The sequence below is a fragment of the Agrobacterium sp. CNPSo 2736 genome, from assembly GCF_004005385.1.
In the GTDB taxonomy this organism is placed as follows: Bacteria; Pseudomonadota; Alphaproteobacteria; order Rhizobiales; family Rhizobiaceae; genus Agrobacterium; species Agrobacterium leguminum.
On the sequence record NZ_RZTX01000007.1, the window covers coordinates 184,142 to 197,579 of the forward strand.

A 13,438-nucleotide genomic window follows, 5' to 3' on the forward strand; every position below is an offset into this window, starting at 1 on the left:
TTAATCCCTCGCCATCTTCCCGATGATCCAGTTGTTGTTTCCCTTGTTGCCGCACTTCATGCACCGCAGCATAGGCCTCAACTGGTTCAGGAAGACGTTGGTGCCAAAGCGCCGGATGAGTTGCTGGCGGTCCAACCACCCTTCCCGCTCACAACGGGAGCATCGTCCGCCGAACACATACCACTCCGGATACGCATTCAGCGTCGGATACAAGTCGCGACTCACCGTCCCTTCGTAGATCACGCGAAAGGAATCCGGAACGAGGTTTATGCCGCGACGGTGCTTCATGTTCTTATTTTGTTCACGTTGAATGTGACAGTCAAGAGGTGCCTCACATGAGCCCACAGAAACAGTTCTGGTTTGCTGTCGGTCGAAGTCAGAAGGTGTTCGAGGTGACTGCTCCCAGTGCATATGCAGCCAAAAGCATCATGTCGAAATTCATCGCCGACCCAAAGAATGGTTATGGGTGGAATACGCAGTTCGAACTGCTGCCCGCCTGCCCCGTGCGAAAACCGAAGAAGCTCACTTCCTGCGACTAGAATTTCACTTTTAGTGAGAATTTCTATTGACGCAATTTAATTTCACTTTTATCGTGCAATTCTGTTTAGGAGAAATCGTTTATGACTGAGATTTTGCTGGATGCCCGCACAGTCAATGTAATCTTGAAAGCGCTGAATGTGCCTGTGCGCAACGCTACCGAGGCATGCACGATCGTCCGTGTCCTCGCTCGCGATACCGGGTTGAAGCAGTCCGACGACCACGATCTGACGGGCGGAGATTATTCCCCGTTCATGGATCGTGGGGCGCTGATGAAGCGTGCTTTGCAGTCGCTGACCGACTTGGAAGACTGGTGCCATCAGAATGAGGCCCAGTGGTCCGGTTACGGCGAGATGACTGTGCCTGATGGCGCCGAACGCTGGACCGCCCAGGCGAAATTCGCGCAGGAACTCGTGAAAGACAATGTCGATCCCGGTCCCATTCCTGAGCTTTTGAAATATGAAGCGCCGCAAATCAGCGATAGCGACGGCCATCTGATCGAGGCCGTGCTACAGGCCGGCGCTCACATGCTCAACGACGACGGCACCGTTTACGCCTTCACTGAGGAGCAACTGCTTCGCTTCACCAAGTGCGCGCTCGAACGCGACTTCTCACCGCTATGGGACAAGCCGGCAGAAGGCGGTGACGCATGACCGACAGTTTCCTCGGCATTCAAACCATTCACGGTGACGAAGGGGAGCGGCGAACCCCGTACATGACGAGGGTTTGGTTTGGGAGGCTCCGCTTTCACATTTTTCATCGCGGCGATGCGGACCCCGATTGCCACGACCATCCGTGGGATTTCTGGACATTTCCGCTCACCAGCTACGTCGAAGAGGTGGCGGAGCACGTCTGGATGAGCGGCCCGCTTCCGATGCAATATCACCTCCGTCGCCACGTAGTCAGAGCTTTCCGCCTCCACTATCGACCTGCATCGCATTGTCACCGAGTTATCGGGCGATGGTCAGGGTGCGGCGAAGAAACGCAAGCCGGACGCATCTATACTCTGGTGCGGCGAGGACGATCTAATCACCATTGGGGCTTTCTTAAAAACCGCGAAGGACAATGGTGTTGGACGCCGTGGCGCGACTACATACTAGGCGGGGGAAAAACCACTCCGTGTACGCCGCGCGAAGGCGGTGATGCATGATGACCGAAGCCGACATCGCTCGTAGTGCTCGAGATATTTCCATCCATTGCAGACGTAGTCCCGCTTATCGCCAGTGGATATACGAGACCGCTGCATGGATGCGGGATGAAGTCGCGCCTGGCACACCTCTGTCCGAGTTCCGCGGCGAACTCCTCGAGCGCTTCGTCGACGACAGCATTCGCTGTTTAGTCGAAGAGACCGGTTTACGCGGCAACATGCTGTCGAGGTACGCACGATGAGGACGATTTTCATCCTCGCCGTCCTCGGTGTTGCAGCTTGGTTTCTCCTCCTGTCGACGCTGAGAATCCTTTTACTCGCGGGGGTTCTTTAAATGGCAGCCGAGAACCGCCCCAACACACTTTGGCCCGTCGGTACGAAGGTCGCCTACCTGAACGCGTACGGCCTCGAACCAGTAGATGGCACGGTCATCAAACACTACGGCGACTTCAATGTACTCGTCGAAGATGGTCTAGGCGTCCGACATTTCGGTGCAACGTGGCGGATTTCCACGGCACCTCCATCTCCTAAATCAGCAGTCGATCTGGACGACCTGATCGTCTCTACCCCTGTCAAACCGAAGCCTGTCGATATCGACGACCTGCTTGTGTGAGGAACATTGCATGACTGATTATCCAGAGAGATGGTCGCAGGTCGAAGTCACTTTCACCGACGGCACAATCGAGACTTATGAAATCAAAGCTGGTTCCAGCTTCGGCAGACATCTCGCCAAGCAGGCCGGTGAGGACAACGTTCTTACACTCCTCTGTGGCCCCAAAGTTCACTCATTTCCGCTCGCCAGTGTTCGTTCGTGGACGCTCAGCGAACTCGAAGGGAAACCGGAATGACCGCAACATCAAACCAGGGTGTTATCAAGTCGCTCGCCGTCGGACGTTCCGACATCTACCGCATGGATCCGCGCGATCTGAATGTGAAAGCCGACTGGAATTGTCGCACCATCAATTTCAATGCAGATGATCCTGAAGACTTGGCGCTGGCGGAATCCATCTCGCAGGTCGGCGTCAAACAGCCCCTCACCGTCTATACGGAAGATGGCAAGGCGTTCATCTCCGACGGACATCGCCGCCACGGTGCGACCATGTATGCGATCGAGCGCCTCAGAGCCGAAATCAAGAGCGTTCCCGTGCAAACGGAAGATCGCTATTCGAGCGAGGCTGATCGCGTTTTCAGCCAGATCGTCCGCAACTCGGGGAAACCTCTGACGCCGATCGAACAGGCGCGTGTCTTCAAGCGTCTTATCGACCTCGGCTGGACCGAGAAAGATATTCAGCAAAAGACCGGCCTCGCTCGCCAGTGGATCGTCGAGCTTCTCGAACTGCAGGCCGCGCCGGCTGCCGTCACCAATCTCGTTGCCACGGGACAGGTTGCCGCCACGCTCGCCATGTCCACGTTGAAAAAGCACGGCGGTGACGGTGCCAAGGCGGCTGGCGACCTGACGCGCGCTGTCGATAAAGCTCAGGCGGAGGGGAAAAAGCGCGCCACCGCCAAACACCTCGATGTCAGCGAGAAGCCGAAGCCCGTTCATCCCGACACCGCGCGACTGGACGCATTGCGCGAACTCGCCGGTTACGTGGAAAACGGCACGGACACTTCCGTTTCGATCTCACAGGAGGACGATGCAACGCGCGACTGGGTCGTGCGAGTGGGCAAAAACTATTGGACCGGAAACTCGTTCAGAGACGCGATCGACAGCGCCGCTGCAAGCCTAGCAAGGGAGTCGGGAGAATGACAACAATCAGCGCCAAAACCATACTCCGATCGCGCAATGTCAGTGCCCCGAACAAGGTGCTCTCGACGCTCCTGTTGCGCTATCCACGGTTCATCCATTCGGAGTTCATGACGCACCGCGTGTTCAGCCGGAATGCCGCCAGTAGCCGTGCTATCCCGGTCAAAAAGATGATCGACGACATCCTCGCCGACACCGCCATGCCGATCCATTGGGGAGCTGCACAAAAGGGGATGCAGGCTGATCAGGAGTGCGATGCAATGGTCAACATTTGGCTTCCTATTGCTGAAAGGCAGACCCGTGCATCACTCGTATCTCGCGAAAATGCTTGGCTCAGCGCTCGCGATCACGCCATTGAAGTTGCACTCGAATTCAACTCGGCCGGCTACCACAAGCAGGTAATTAATCGTCTTCTCGAGCCGTTCCTGCATATCACGGTACTGGTGTCGTCGACTGAGTGGGACAACTTTCTCGAGCTTCGCGATCACAAGGATGCCGAGCCTCACATTCAGATGCTGGCTCGCGAAATCCGGAAGTGCCTCGAAGACGAGTCCGCGGTGCAGACGCTCGAACCTGGTCAATGGCATCTGCCTTTTGTCAGCGAGTGGGAGAAATCCGAAATCGTCAAGGAAGCTACGGGCACAACATGGCAAGAACCTTGGGGGGACGCTGAAAGGCTTTCACTGATCAAGCTCTCTGTCGCCCGCTGCGCCAGCACGTCCTACAAGACGACGGACGGCTTCGACATGACGCTCGAACGCGCCGTGGCGATCTACGACAAGCTGCACAGCAAGCCTTTCCATGCCAGTCCGTTCGAGCATGTCGCGCAAGCTGATGATTTCGAAGACTTGGCTTACCATTTTGAGCGACCGGCATTCAAAACCGCGGCTTGCTGGAAGCACAGCGAAGAACACGGCAATTTCGTCGGCTTCCGCCAGCTTCGTCGTCAATTGGAGCTTCGGACGTGATCGACTTCCATCGCCTCAACCGCAACCTTCACATCATCCTCGACTGCGACGACGTGCTCTTAGACTGGCTCGACGGCTTCAAGAACTTCGTATCTGCCGTTGAGTGCCGGCCGATCGAAGGTCTACCATCTTCGTGGGACATGAGCACGTGGCTCGGGTTAACTCCCTCGGCTTCTCGTGAGATGATCGCCCAATTCAACCACAGCTCCCGTTTCGCCTCGCTCAAAGCGTGCCCGAACGTCGTTGAAAATCTCACCATACTCAAAGACATGGGTCACCGTCTCACGGTGCTCACCAGTTGCTCTGACAGCGCAGTTGTCGTTGCGCGGCGGAAGATCAATCTCGAGCAGATCTTCGGCGACATATTCGAGCAGGTGATCTGCCTCCCACTCGGCGAAAGCAAGAAGAAGTGGCTCGGGATCCTTGAACGCGGGCTGTGGATCGAAGACAACTATGGTCACGCGGTCTCAGGTCATGACTGCGGACACAAGTCGTTTATGGTTCGACGATCACACAATCGATCCCACGAAAAACCGGGCGATCCTCTCGTCACATGGATCGACGATCTGCGGCCAATAGTTTCACTTTTATCTTGACTTTCACTTTAAAGGTGGAATTATGAACGAAGGTAAAGGCACGCTTTGGGAGTCGTCCTGCCAGGGGAAAGAGCAGTTCACCGCAAATGTAGTCGCGTCGGTTCGGAAACGTTATCCGAAGGCAACTCCCTACAAATGTAAGTTCTGCGGCTTTTTCCATCTCGGCCGGCGCACAGTTAAACGCAAGATAAGGAACAAATGGAAATGACAGACTTAAACCTGCTTGCCGCCGAAATCCACGCCGCCAATGAGCGCTGGTGGCGCAACCCCGCAACAGCCGAGCGCCTCGATCGCAATAAGGGTGAAATGCTGATGCTGGTCGTCAGCGAACTTTCCGAAGCCATGGAAGGTGAACGGAAAGACCTGATGGACGACCACTTGTCTCATCGCAAAATGGCAGAGGTTGAACTTGCAGACGCCAAGATCAGGCTTTTCGATTTTGCGGGCGGCTGCGGATATAAGCTCCTTCATCCGCAAGGGCTTGCCATCGATCTTAGCGACAACCGGGCCGAAGCGCTGTTTGCGATCACCCGCCTCGTGACAGGTGTGGGCAATTTGATAGAGTCGAACTGGAATGTCCGCACGGGCATCGAAATCACGCGCGTCCTCGCGACGATCGATGCTTACGCTGCCAAGTTCGGCTACGATGTCGACGGCGCCATGGTCGAAAAGCGCGCCTATAATCTCGTGCGCGCTGACCACAAGGATGAGGCCCGGCTGGCTGCCAATGGCAAGAAGTGGTGATCATTCATGGCACTTGTCGAGATCACGAAAACCACCAGCGTCAACCCGCATTTAGTGCAGAGCGTTCAGTGCTATTACGACTCCAGTTGCGTGGGCGTCCGTATGCACGATGGACGAGAGTACAGCGTACAGCCGATTCATAACGAAACCACTTGGGAGGCTTATGATCGTGTTCGTGCGTCTTTGGGCTACGAGGTGAAGCCGTGAGCACCAAGGAAACAAACCCCAAGGACGGAATCGGCATCAAGAAATGGCGCCAGTTCGCCACGCTCCCGATGACCGTCATGTGCGAAGTCGGCGTTGCTATGCTGGAAGGCGCAGCAAAATATGGTCGGCATAATTATCGCGTCTCTGGCGTCAAAGCCTCGGTTTATGTCGACGCTGCTGTCGGTCACATCATGCAGTGGTGGGAAGGAGAGGACATCGATGCCGACAGCCAGCTCTCCCACATCACCAAAGCGATCAGCAGTCTCATCGTTCTGCGTGATGCGATGATCCAGAAGCAGTTGAACGACGACCGGCCGCCTAAAGCGAACCTGGACGCTGTTCGCGACGAGCTTCAGCGCGTCGTTGACACGATGTTCGAGAAGTACCCGGAAGGCGTCGCCCCGTACACCGAGAGCGGGAAGAACCATCTTAGACCCACCCATCTGACTGACGCGACATCGTTCGTTGCAGGTGGACTGGTGGACAAACCGGTTCGTTCTTGACGCGTCTTTATTTCACGTTTAACGTGACTTTCAATTATTAGGAGAGAGAATGTCAATCGGACATAATAGCGGCGAAACGACGGAAACAGTAGCCGCAGCGGAGCTTCGCCAGTTTGTCGAACGTGTCGAGCGTCTCGAAGAAGAAAAGGCGGCAATCCAGGACGACATCAAGGATGTCATGGGTGAGGCGAAGGGCCGCGGCTACGACACCAAGGCGATCCGCACCATCATCCGCCTGCGCAAGAAGGACGCCAACGAGCGCATCGAAGAAGAAACCATCTTGCAGACCTACATGGCCGCGCTCGGCATGACGATGCTCGATCCCTGATCCCAAAAACGGAGACTTGAAATGAAACTCGGCGAACTGCGCGGTGCGATCCGCAAGACGAAGGGTAGCCCCTTCACCATCGTGACCATCGGCGGCGAGGCTGTTACGCTTGTGCTGCAAAAGACCCCTCTCCTCGAAGAACTGGACCGCGTGTTTCCGGGTGGCAAGGCTACCGAAACCGGCCTGACGTTCGACGCAGCCGATGGCAAGCTGGAAGGCTTTGACACTGCTGGCGCTGCAACGGCCACCGAGGTTGTTGTCGATGATGACATCAACCTCGACATTAGCGATATCGCACACGGAACACTGGTTGTCTCCGATGCAATTCTGCGTAACGCAGATCCAGACGACCTTTTGGTGTGAACCATGGCCGCCAGCGACAACTATATCCAAGTTGCGTTCCTGCGCGGCCAACTCGACGCCGCTTACGACGCGATCGCCTGCCTGTGGGCGATCTCTCAGGACACATCGCAGACTAACGCCCAACATGCCGCCGATCTCGATCAAGCGATCTTCGAAGCCATCAAGCTGCTTCCGCCGAGCCATCGAACGAACGACATGCCGGCCTTCGTTGCACCCGCCAACCCACCAGAGGAAGAGTTGCTCGTATGACCGAGGAAATGTCTCTCGAAGACCTTATCGACCTCGCCATGTCCAACGGTGATTGGCACTCGATCCGCATCTTCAACGGCAAAATGAGCGGCGGCGGCAACACGGTCAGCATGGGGCGCGACCACAGCAGCTTCGTTGTCGACCAGCTCGTTCCCGAAGCCTCGCCATCGCAAAAACTGCGACACGTTTTGCTTCAGGTTCTGAAAGCCACGCCAGCGGCCGGCTCCTCCGACGATCTTCTGGTCTGAAAGTATTCCTATGACGAGCATCACCCTGCATCCTGGCGACAACCGCGCCTCGTTACGACGCCTGATTGCAAGGGGCGTGCGCGTCCATTCTGTAGTGACAGATCCTCCCTATGGACTGGTGTCCATCCAGAAGCGTTTCGGGAAGGAAGGCGCGGCCCCTGCCCGCCGCGAGAAGAACGACGGCAGCTTTGCTCGGCTGTCAGGTGGCTTCATGGGGCGCAAGTGGGACGGCACCGGCATCGAGCGCGACCCGGAATTCTGGAAGCTGATCTACGACATCCTCTTACCTGGCGGATACGTTTTTGCTTTCAGCGGCAGTCGCACCGGACACTGGCAGGCTTGCGCGATGGAAATGGCTGGCTTCGTCATGCACCCGATGCACGGATGGTGCTTCGGCAGCGGATTTCCGAAGGCGAGCAACGCTGAACGGGCGATAGACGCTCATAGATGTGTCCGGCCAGGTCGTCACTACGAGTCCGCGCTTCCAAGGGATCCGCGACCGGATGATCACGTTTGCGACTCATGTGAGGAAGGTGATTATTGGGAAGGATGGGGTTACGGCACACAGACACAGAAGCCTGCGCTCGAACCGATTTACCTTGGGCAGAAACCATTTAGCGAGAAGAATGGCGCCGCCAACCTCCTGAAACATGGAGTTGGTGCGATGAACATCGATGGATGCCGCGTGAACGGTCGGAACGGTCGTCACCCGTCCAATTTAATCCTCGATGGATCGCCTGACGTGGTTGCGTTGTTTCCTTATACAAAAAGTGGCTCACCGGGTGTTATGCGGAAAGGTGTGAATGACGGTGCTTGTTATGGTGCAGAGTCGCGAGCTGCCGGAACACAGATGACCGGTTTCGGTGACGAAGGTTCTGCTGCTCGTTTCTTTCACCAATTTCCACTTACCGACGAAGATTATGCGCACGCGATAGCGGCAGGTGTGATCGGCGAAGACCGTGGCGCCCCCCTCATCTACCACGGCAAGGCGGGGAAGCTCGACCGCGCTGGCGGTGCTCATCCCACTGTAAAACCCATCGCCCTCATGCAGAACCTGATCCGCCACATTACGCCTCCGGGCGGCATCGTGCTCGATCCATTCGCTGGCTCCGGAACAACTGCGGAGGCTGCGCGCCGTGAAGGCTTTGACTGTATCCTCATGGAAGCGGAAACTGAGTACGTCGAATTTTTAGAACGCAGGTTTCCAGAAATTAACGAACACAACCAAAAAATGTTGCTTTCCGATGAACAACTTGGCGATTATTCGTTCACGGTATGTTCCATTTCTAAAAGAAAAGGATTAAATTCCTACCTGTCAGATTTGATCGGTGAAAACGTCGACCTGAGCGACCTAATGTGAGAGTGAGAAAATGAGTATTGTGAGTTTTGATCAGCTTCCCTTCGTCGTCACGGTAGCGGGACGTTTGCAACCATGGACACCCTTCCGGACGAATGATTACCAGGTGGATTGCAACACTGGGCGCTTATATTTCTCGCAGCTCCACTCGCTTATGACCGCCACAGACAACCCCGTTCACTTATCGCGCGTTTTACAGGCGCAGGTCGAGGTTGGCCGTTGGGAGGGAATCGAGATCGGCTTCGCTCAGGCGATGAGTGAAGCCTTGCTGGCGAATTGAATCTGGCTCTTCCATCACCGAAAATTAGGCCTGTGGTCGCACCAGTCCAAGACGTGGCACAGCACCGTCGATGATAACGCACCGTTGCAGCCAGTTGACATCGGCAGTGGGCGCGGCTGCGCCGCCAAATGCCGGCGCAAATCCATATGACGAATTGGCGTCATCGTTGATGGGATCGCATGGAATGGAGCCGTAAACGATTGGCATCCATCCGCCTGCGCCAGATAGTGCTCCCCACATGAGACCTCCGCCAGTGTAGGTTCTCAGACCACTGTTAGCCCTCGTCACGAAACTGGTGACCGGGGTGCGCTGCAAGGGATTAGCCTTGGCGAGCATGATTGCTGTGACGTTTTTGCCGGCCATTGACGCACGCTCGGTGGCGTCGAAAGAGTTCTGCAACTTGGAAAAATGGCCGTTGGCATCGGCTGGCTTGCATCTCGCTGAATAGGCCGCACCCGTCCCGAGAAAGATGTTTTCGGGGTCTGTATCTTTGGTGACTGTGTGGCTGGCAACGTTGCTAAAATTCACAGGGGCCGCGCCGGTCCAGTTTAAAAGGTCTCCGTTTACGAACAGGTTTGTCGCAATCGGCAATTCCATCCAGCTAACCGTCGAGAATAGAGCCCTCTTTGTTTTCTTGAACGTCGCCATGAGCGCATCCGCAACTTTTTGAGCCCCGTCCGAATTGGCTTGAGTGTCGGATGGATGAACAACGGGAGCCCCCTCCCCAGTCCGATAGAGATTTGCTGTTTTTCCCGCATCGACGAAGAGCTTGTGGCTGTCGACGACGGTTAAGGTTGGGAAAACGGAGGCTACGCCCCGTATCGCATCATAAACCTTGTCGTATCCGGCTGTGTCTCTCCACGGATTTTGCGTCGTCATTACCTGGGCGACGCCTTGCCACTGCCAACTGATCAGACCGATAATCGACCAGATGAGACCGCGCCCAATAGCGAGGTCTCCACCTGGCGTTTCAAACGTCGACATATTGTGCCCGTGGTGAGTGATGGCAACGTCGGGTTTCGGAATCGCGTCGATCGCAGCCGGCTTGCGAGAGGTCTCAAACATACATCCTGCGACCTGCCCCGGCAGCGCAGCCAAATAGACCGACATTGTTCCGCGCGTACCCGTCCGCAGCGTGACAGGCGCGGAATACTGCTTCGGCCCTGTTGGCGCGCTGGTGACCCACTCCGCCCAACGATACATGACAACCGTGTAATCGTAGAGATTGCCGAGGGCGACGGCGAACTTGTAATAGGGTCCGTATTCGGAATAGGCAGTGCTGTCCCCATTCACAAACATGACAGCGTTCTGGCCGCCCTCTAACTTTTGAAGTAATGGGCCGAACGCTGTATCGATCCGAGGCGAAATGATGGGCGAGGCTGCGGCCCCGACGGGCGAAAGCGAGATTCCTAACATCGACTGACCTTTCTAAGTGCGCCTAGCCAGCTCCCGCTGGATCCGGAGTTCTTCTCTTATGCGATCCATTTCAATAGCCATGTGCGACCAGTGGCGGCCTGAATCCTTCATCGTCTCGATCATCTCCAACACAGCGGCGGTATGGGCCTCGAGAGCTTTCGTCGCGTTGTTGAGTGCGGTGGGATCGACGATGACAGCAGCCACCTGGGCCGACGACTGGCTCTTCTGCGGTGAAGCGTTGGTGCCGGCCGAAATTCCGAAGTGACGAACCGCGAAAATGACCGCCAGCGTCGCTCCAAAAACCACGAGCGCGAGCGGGGGAAGTTCAGTCAGTTTTTCCATTGCGAACCTCTCCCTGATCATGCGCAGCACGATGGATGTTGACCAGCTCACTCACAGCAAAGAGCGGATAGATGGAAATCCACGTACTGATGACCCCGGAAGATGCAAAAGCGTAAGCTATGCCTGACCAGATCACGCACCCGGCTGCTGCCGAAAACTGCCGTATCTGTGGTGTGACGTTTTTCTTGGCGCCGTTGATCACGAGGCCGATGACGCGGAGACATCCGACGACAAACATGATCCAGCCGAGGAAGTCTTCTGACGGTACAATTTCGTTAAAACCTTGGAAGGCCGGCTGATTGAAGGTTTGGGAGGGAAGAAGCAGCACCCATCCGAATGCGATAAGGTGGCCCGCCATGAACCATTCCATCATGCGCGGCCCGAAGCGATGCTGTATCCTCACCCACATTCCGGTGCCTTGATACCCTGGTTCCATTCCGGCTCCCCTGCCCTTACTTTCGGCAGGCAGCGTCTTGGCTGCACTGGCGGTTGTTGGAATAGATCGCGGGACCGGCTGTCGGATCCTGTGAGGCGAGCCGTGCGGCTTCAGCATCGGAGAAGCTGATATGTTGATACCCGCTACCGTTCATCGCAGGTGCTGTCTGGCAGCCCACTATCGCGCACGATAGCAAGGCAACGCTCGCGAGACGGAAGCTTGCGGAACGAAGCATCGTTTTTCTCCATTTTGGTGATACGACCGAGGGCTTCTTTCGCAGCCTCGACCTTTGCCGACTCCCGCTCCCGGAACGTGCCATAGCTGCACGCAGGAACGGCCATCAGGGCTGCGCCAGCGACGGCGCCGATACCGATCTTGAAGTAGTCGGTGAGACCGAACATTAGCATGATCTCCAAACGCCGTCGGTGAGGAACCCATGCCAGTGACCGACATGATGGACACTCGGGAGAAGGGTCGGCTTCTCTCGGTCGCCGTTCCATTCCCAGGAAGGCGACGGGTGTGGACGGAAATTCAGCGCACCGGTTCGACCGCAACCACACGGACACGAGTAAACCATCCCGGCGATCTTCTCGTCGCGATCGACGAAGAACTCGAAGGCGCCTGCTTTGGCTTTAACGTCTTCGATATCCTCGCAATAGGTGGCCTCGACAGGTTCCGTTCTCACTTCAGCCATCAGGCCATCTCCCTCACCTGCTCGGAAACGGCTTTCGCATCGGCCTTCTTCCGCCAAAGCAGAAAAGCGCCAGCGAGACCGAGTGCGACCAGGATGATGGCAAGGTTCTGCCAAGGGATGCTACCAACGGCAGCAAGCGACGAGGTGACCGTGCCACCAGTGAAGGCCGGAACAAGAACTTCCTTCGACTTCCACCAGGGTGCATCGAGACTGGGAGGTGTAACCGCGACCGGCTTTTCCTCGGTGACCGGTGCGGCCTTCACCTGCAATGTCTGTGTCTGTGGTGAAAGGTCGACGAGCATGAGATGAATTGCAGAACGTGTCTGTGGTCCATCAAGTCCGTCGAGCCTGCCCTTGTAGTAACCTGCTTTCTGCCCGGCATTTTGGAGACCGATGATATCAGTGACCTTGAAACCGAGCACTGCGAGTCCTAGTCGCGTGTAATAGTCCAAGCGATCCGCGTAGCCGTTCAGCCCACCGTTGATACGGCGGGTGATCATTTCCATGTCGTTGCGATCGGCGTATCGGTTGAGGCTTTTCTTGTCAGGATTGCCTTCGTCCCAGTACCAGATTGCAGAGAGGCCTTCCCACGGGTCCGTGTTGATCAGATCGGGATTTCGGACGAAGTCGGGAGGATTGAGACCTTTCCGTTTGCACCACTCGTAGAAGGCGCGAATGTTATAACCGCCAGTCACCTGGATCGGCCCGCGACCACGGTTCTTATACCCGTCCCCGTCTTTTGCAGGAGTGTTGCCGAGATCAGTGCGCGTGTCGTAGCGCTCTTGAGCGGGCGTCGGTCCCCAAATCTCCCGATCATAACGGAACGACCCGCTCTCATGCATCAGCTCTGCAAGATACGGAACAGCGCGATGCGGGAGATTGAGGCCGACGCCTGCGCCATATTTCGAAAGCGCCATCATGACAGAATTCAGGTTGCTTTCGTCAACGCGCCCCTTTGCTGCGGCACGGACCTGAACTGCGGACACTGCTGTCATGATATATTCCTCGGGAACGAATGTGGACCCGATGAGAATTACACAACATTATTCAAAATTACAACTTTTATGAGGAATTCTGGGGATGATCAAGTGGCTGGTCGTCGCCGGCTTCGAGTTCCTGAAGACGCTTCAGCAGTTCATCGCGTTGCGATGTCACGATCATCAGGTCTTCGGCCAGTTTGTCGACGCTGTTGGCATGCGCCTTGTTCTGCGCTTGAAGGAACGCGAGCTGATTTTCGAGCGAGTTGGCGTAGGATGACATTTGGACAGCCTCTTGT

Annotated in this window: 25 protein-coding genes; 18 read left to right on the top strand and 7 right to left on the bottom strand. The window is 56.2% G+C overall.

The annotated features are described in order from the left end of the window. Positions 1-288: a hypothetical protein gene (locus tag EM858_RS14470; RefSeq protein WP_127757002.1), complete on the bottom strand. Its 288-nt coding sequence runs from the start codon at positions 286-288 to the stop codon at positions 1-3. Positions 289-335: 47 nt separating this feature from the next. Here EM858_RS14470 and EM858_RS14475 point away from each other — a divergent pair, with 47 nt between their 5' ends. The 17 genes from EM858_RS14475 to EM858_RS14560 all read left to right on the top strand — a co-directional run bounded on the left by EM858_RS14475 (position 336) and on the right by EM858_RS14560 (position 9,274). After that, on the top strand, positions 336-539 hold the full coding sequence (locus EM858_RS14475) for a hypothetical protein (RefSeq protein WP_127757003.1): 204 nt from the start codon (positions 336-338) through the stop codon (positions 537-539). 81 nt (positions 540-620) lie between these two features. After that, positions 621-1,190, top strand: coding sequence for a hypothetical protein (locus tag EM858_RS14480; protein WP_127757004.1), 570 nt, complete (start codon positions 621-623; stop codon positions 1,188-1,190). A 493-nt stretch (positions 1,191-1,683) separates the two neighbouring features. After that, positions 1,684-1,926, top strand: a complete 243-nt coding sequence (locus EM858_RS14490; protein WP_127757006.1) for a hypothetical protein — start codon at positions 1,684-1,686, stop codon at positions 1,924-1,926. Between the two features lie 92 nt (positions 1,927-2,018). Next, the gene (locus EM858_RS14495) at positions 2,019-2,297 is read left to right on the top strand and encodes a hypothetical protein (protein ID WP_127757007.1); all 279 of its coding nucleotides are present in this window, start codon (positions 2,019-2,021) and stop codon (positions 2,295-2,297) included. Positions 2,298-2,307: 10 nt separating this feature from the next. Further along, entirely contained in the window at positions 2,308-2,532 is a 225-nt protein-coding gene (locus tag EM858_RS14500) for a nucleoside hydrolase (RefSeq protein ID WP_127757008.1), read from the top strand. Positions 2,533-2,594: 62 nt separating this feature from the next. Next, positions 2,595-3,434, top strand: coding sequence for a ParB N-terminal domain-containing protein (locus EM858_RS14505; protein WP_245482996.1), 840 nt, complete (start codon positions 2,595-2,597; stop codon positions 3,432-3,434). Beyond that, positions 3,431-4,399 (top strand): FAD-dependent thymidylate synthase, encoded by a 969-nt coding sequence (locus EM858_RS14510; RefSeq protein WP_127757009.1) that lies wholly within the window; start codon positions 3,431-3,433, stop codon positions 4,397-4,399. The genes EM858_RS14505 and EM858_RS14510 overlap by 4 nt, the downstream gene beginning before the upstream one ends. Further along, positions 4,396-4,995 carry a hypothetical protein gene (locus EM858_RS14515; protein ID WP_127757010.1) on the top strand — a complete coding sequence of 200 codons (600 nt, stop codon included), beginning with the start codon at positions 4,396-4,398 and terminating at the stop codon, positions 4,993-4,995. Before EM858_RS14510 ends, EM858_RS14515 begins: the two co-directional genes overlap by 4 nt. A gap of 204 nt (positions 4,996-5,199) precedes the next feature. Then, positions 5,200-5,739, top strand: coding sequence for a hypothetical protein (locus EM858_RS14520; protein WP_127757011.1), 540 nt, complete (start codon positions 5,200-5,202; stop codon positions 5,737-5,739). 6 nt (positions 5,740-5,745) lie between these two features. After that, positions 5,746-5,946 carry a hypothetical protein gene (locus EM858_RS14525; protein ID WP_127757012.1) on the top strand — a complete coding sequence of 67 codons (201 nt, stop codon included), beginning with the start codon at positions 5,746-5,748 and terminating at the stop codon, positions 5,944-5,946. After that, positions 5,943-6,449, top strand: coding sequence for a dATP/dGTP diphosphohydrolase domain-containing protein (locus EM858_RS14530; RefSeq protein ID WP_127757013.1), 507 nt, complete (start codon positions 5,943-5,945; stop codon positions 6,447-6,449). Before EM858_RS14525 ends, EM858_RS14530 begins: the two co-directional genes overlap by 4 nt. 49 nt (positions 6,450-6,498) lie before the next feature. Beyond that, entirely contained in the window at positions 6,499-6,777 is a 279-nt protein-coding gene (locus tag EM858_RS14535; RefSeq protein WP_127757014.1) for a DUF2312 domain-containing protein, read from the top strand. A 21-nt stretch (positions 6,778-6,798) separates the two neighbouring features. Next, complete coding sequence (locus EM858_RS14540; RefSeq protein WP_127757015.1) at positions 6,799-7,140, top strand: hypothetical protein; 342 nt, start codon at positions 6,799-6,801, stop codon at positions 7,138-7,140. 3 nt (positions 7,141-7,143) lie between these two features. Continuing rightward, positions 7,144-7,389, top strand: coding sequence for a hypothetical protein (locus EM858_RS14545; RefSeq protein WP_127757016.1), 246 nt, complete (start codon positions 7,144-7,146; stop codon positions 7,387-7,389). Beyond that, positions 7,386-7,637, top strand: a complete 252-nt coding sequence (locus tag EM858_RS14550) for a hypothetical protein (protein WP_127757017.1) — start codon at positions 7,386-7,388, stop codon at positions 7,635-7,637. The genes EM858_RS14545 and EM858_RS14550 overlap by 4 nt, the downstream gene beginning before the upstream one ends. A 10-nt stretch (positions 7,638-7,647) precedes the next feature. Beyond that, entirely contained in the window at positions 7,648-8,997 is a 1,350-nt protein-coding gene (locus EM858_RS14555; RefSeq protein ID WP_127757018.1) for a site-specific DNA-methyltransferase, read from the top strand. 10 nt (positions 8,998-9,007) lie between these two features. Next, on the top strand, positions 9,008-9,274 hold the full coding sequence (locus EM858_RS14560) for a hypothetical protein (RefSeq protein WP_127757019.1): 267 nt from the start codon (positions 9,008-9,010) through the stop codon (positions 9,272-9,274). Positions 9,275-9,298: 24 nt separating this feature from the next. Here the strand turns inward: EM858_RS14560 and EM858_RS14565 are convergent, their stop codons facing one another. The 6 genes from EM858_RS14565 to EM858_RS27145 form a co-directional block, all read right to left on the bottom strand. Then, a complete protein-coding gene (locus EM858_RS14565) occupies positions 9,299-10,690 on the bottom strand; it encodes an SGNH/GDSL hydrolase family protein (RefSeq protein WP_127757020.1) in 1,392 nt (463 codons plus the stop codon). Between the two features lie 12 nt (positions 10,691-10,702). Then, entirely contained in the window at positions 10,703-11,032 is a 330-nt protein-coding gene (locus tag EM858_RS14570) for a hypothetical protein (RefSeq protein ID WP_127757021.1), read from the bottom strand. Beyond that, entirely contained in the window at positions 11,016-11,468 is a 453-nt protein-coding gene (locus EM858_RS14575; protein WP_127757022.1) for a hypothetical protein, read from the bottom strand. Before EM858_RS14575 ends, EM858_RS14570 begins: the two co-directional genes overlap by 17 nt. Before the next feature lie 143 nt (positions 11,469-11,611). Further along, positions 11,612-11,869 (bottom strand): hypothetical protein, encoded by a 258-nt coding sequence (locus EM858_RS14580; RefSeq protein ID WP_245482997.1) that lies wholly within the window; start codon positions 11,867-11,869, stop codon positions 11,612-11,614. Beyond that, the gene (locus tag EM858_RS14585; protein WP_127757024.1) at positions 11,869-12,162 is read right to left on the bottom strand and encodes a DUF6527 family protein; all 294 of its coding nucleotides are present in this window, start codon (positions 12,160-12,162) and stop codon (positions 11,869-11,871) included. Before EM858_RS14585 ends, EM858_RS14580 begins: the two co-directional genes overlap by 1 nt. After that, complete coding sequence (locus EM858_RS27145; protein ID WP_164865436.1) at positions 12,162-13,157, bottom strand: glycoside hydrolase family 19 protein; 996 nt, start codon at positions 13,155-13,157, stop codon at positions 12,162-12,164. Before EM858_RS27145 ends, EM858_RS14585 begins: the two co-directional genes overlap by 1 nt. Positions 13,158-13,242: 85 nt before the next feature. Here EM858_RS27145 and EM858_RS27150 point away from each other — a divergent pair, with 85 nt between their 5' ends. After that, positions 13,243-13,419 carry a hypothetical protein gene (locus EM858_RS27150; protein WP_164865437.1) on the top strand — a complete coding sequence of 59 codons (177 nt, stop codon included), beginning with the start codon at positions 13,243-13,245 and terminating at the stop codon, positions 13,417-13,419. Positions 13,420-13,438 lie beyond the last annotated feature (19 nt).

Coding starts and splice junctions, on each gene's coding strand:
- EM858_RS14500 (WP_127757008.1), top strand. CDS start 2,308: ATGACTGATTATCCAGAGAGATGGTCGCAGGTCGAAGTCACTTTCACC.
- EM858_RS27145 (WP_164865436.1), bottom strand. CDS start 13,157: ATGACAGCAGTGTCCGCAGTTCAGGTCCGTGCCGCAGCAAAGGGGCGC.
- EM858_RS14490 (WP_127757006.1), top strand. CDS start 1,684: ATGATGACCGAAGCCGACATCGCTCGTAGTGCTCGAGATATTTCCATC.
- EM858_RS14565 (WP_127757020.1), bottom strand. CDS start 10,690: ATGTTAGGAATCTCGCTTTCGCCCGTCGGGGCCGCAGCCTCGCCCATC.
- EM858_RS14470 (WP_127757002.1), bottom strand. CDS start 288: ATGAAGCACCGTCGCGGCATAAACCTCGTTCCGGATTCCTTTCGCGTG.
- EM858_RS14525 (WP_127757012.1), top strand. CDS start 5,746: ATGGCACTTGTCGAGATCACGAAAACCACCAGCGTCAACCCGCATTTA.
- EM858_RS14550 (WP_127757017.1), top strand. CDS start 7,386: ATGACCGAGGAAATGTCTCTCGAAGACCTTATCGACCTCGCCATGTCC.
- EM858_RS14570 (WP_127757021.1), bottom strand. CDS start 11,032: ATGGAAAAACTGACTGAACTTCCCCCGCTCGCGCTCGTGGTTTTTGGA.
- EM858_RS14540 (WP_127757015.1), top strand. CDS start 6,799: ATGAAACTCGGCGAACTGCGCGGTGCGATCCGCAAGACGAAGGGTAGC.
- EM858_RS14575 (WP_127757022.1), bottom strand. CDS start 11,468: ATGGAACCAGGGTATCAAGGCACCGGAATGTGGGTGAGGATACAGCAT.
- EM858_RS14505 (WP_245482996.1), top strand. CDS start 2,595: ATGGATCCGCGCGATCTGAATGTGAAAGCCGACTGGAATTGTCGCACC.
- EM858_RS14555 (WP_127757018.1), top strand. CDS start 7,648: ATGACGAGCATCACCCTGCATCCTGGCGACAACCGCGCCTCGTTACGA.
- EM858_RS14535 (WP_127757014.1), top strand. CDS start 6,499: ATGTCAATCGGACATAATAGCGGCGAAACGACGGAAACAGTAGCCGCA.
- EM858_RS14545 (WP_127757016.1), top strand. CDS start 7,144: ATGGCCGCCAGCGACAACTATATCCAAGTTGCGTTCCTGCGCGGCCAA.
- EM858_RS27150 (WP_164865437.1), top strand. CDS start 13,243: ATGATCAAGTGGCTGGTCGTCGCCGGCTTCGAGTTCCTGAAGACGCTT.
- EM858_RS14560 (WP_127757019.1), top strand. CDS start 9,008: ATGAGTATTGTGAGTTTTGATCAGCTTCCCTTCGTCGTCACGGTAGCG.
- EM858_RS14510 (WP_127757009.1), top strand. CDS start 3,431: ATGACAACAATCAGCGCCAAAACCATACTCCGATCGCGCAATGTCAGT.
- EM858_RS14580 (WP_245482997.1), bottom strand. CDS start 11,869: ATGTTCGGTCTCACCGACTACTTCAAGATCGGTATCGGCGCCGTCGCT.
- EM858_RS14585 (WP_127757024.1), bottom strand. CDS start 12,162: ATGGCTGAAGTGAGAACGGAACCTGTCGAGGCCACCTATTGCGAGGAT.
- EM858_RS14480 (WP_127757004.1), top strand. CDS start 621: ATGACTGAGATTTTGCTGGATGCCCGCACAGTCAATGTAATCTTGAAA.
- EM858_RS14520 (WP_127757011.1), top strand. CDS start 5,200: ATGACAGACTTAAACCTGCTTGCCGCCGAAATCCACGCCGCCAATGAG.
- EM858_RS14475 (WP_127757003.1), top strand. CDS start 336: ATGAGCCCACAGAAACAGTTCTGGTTTGCTGTCGGTCGAAGTCAGAAG.
- EM858_RS14495 (WP_127757007.1), top strand. CDS start 2,019: ATGGCAGCCGAGAACCGCCCCAACACACTTTGGCCCGTCGGTACGAAG.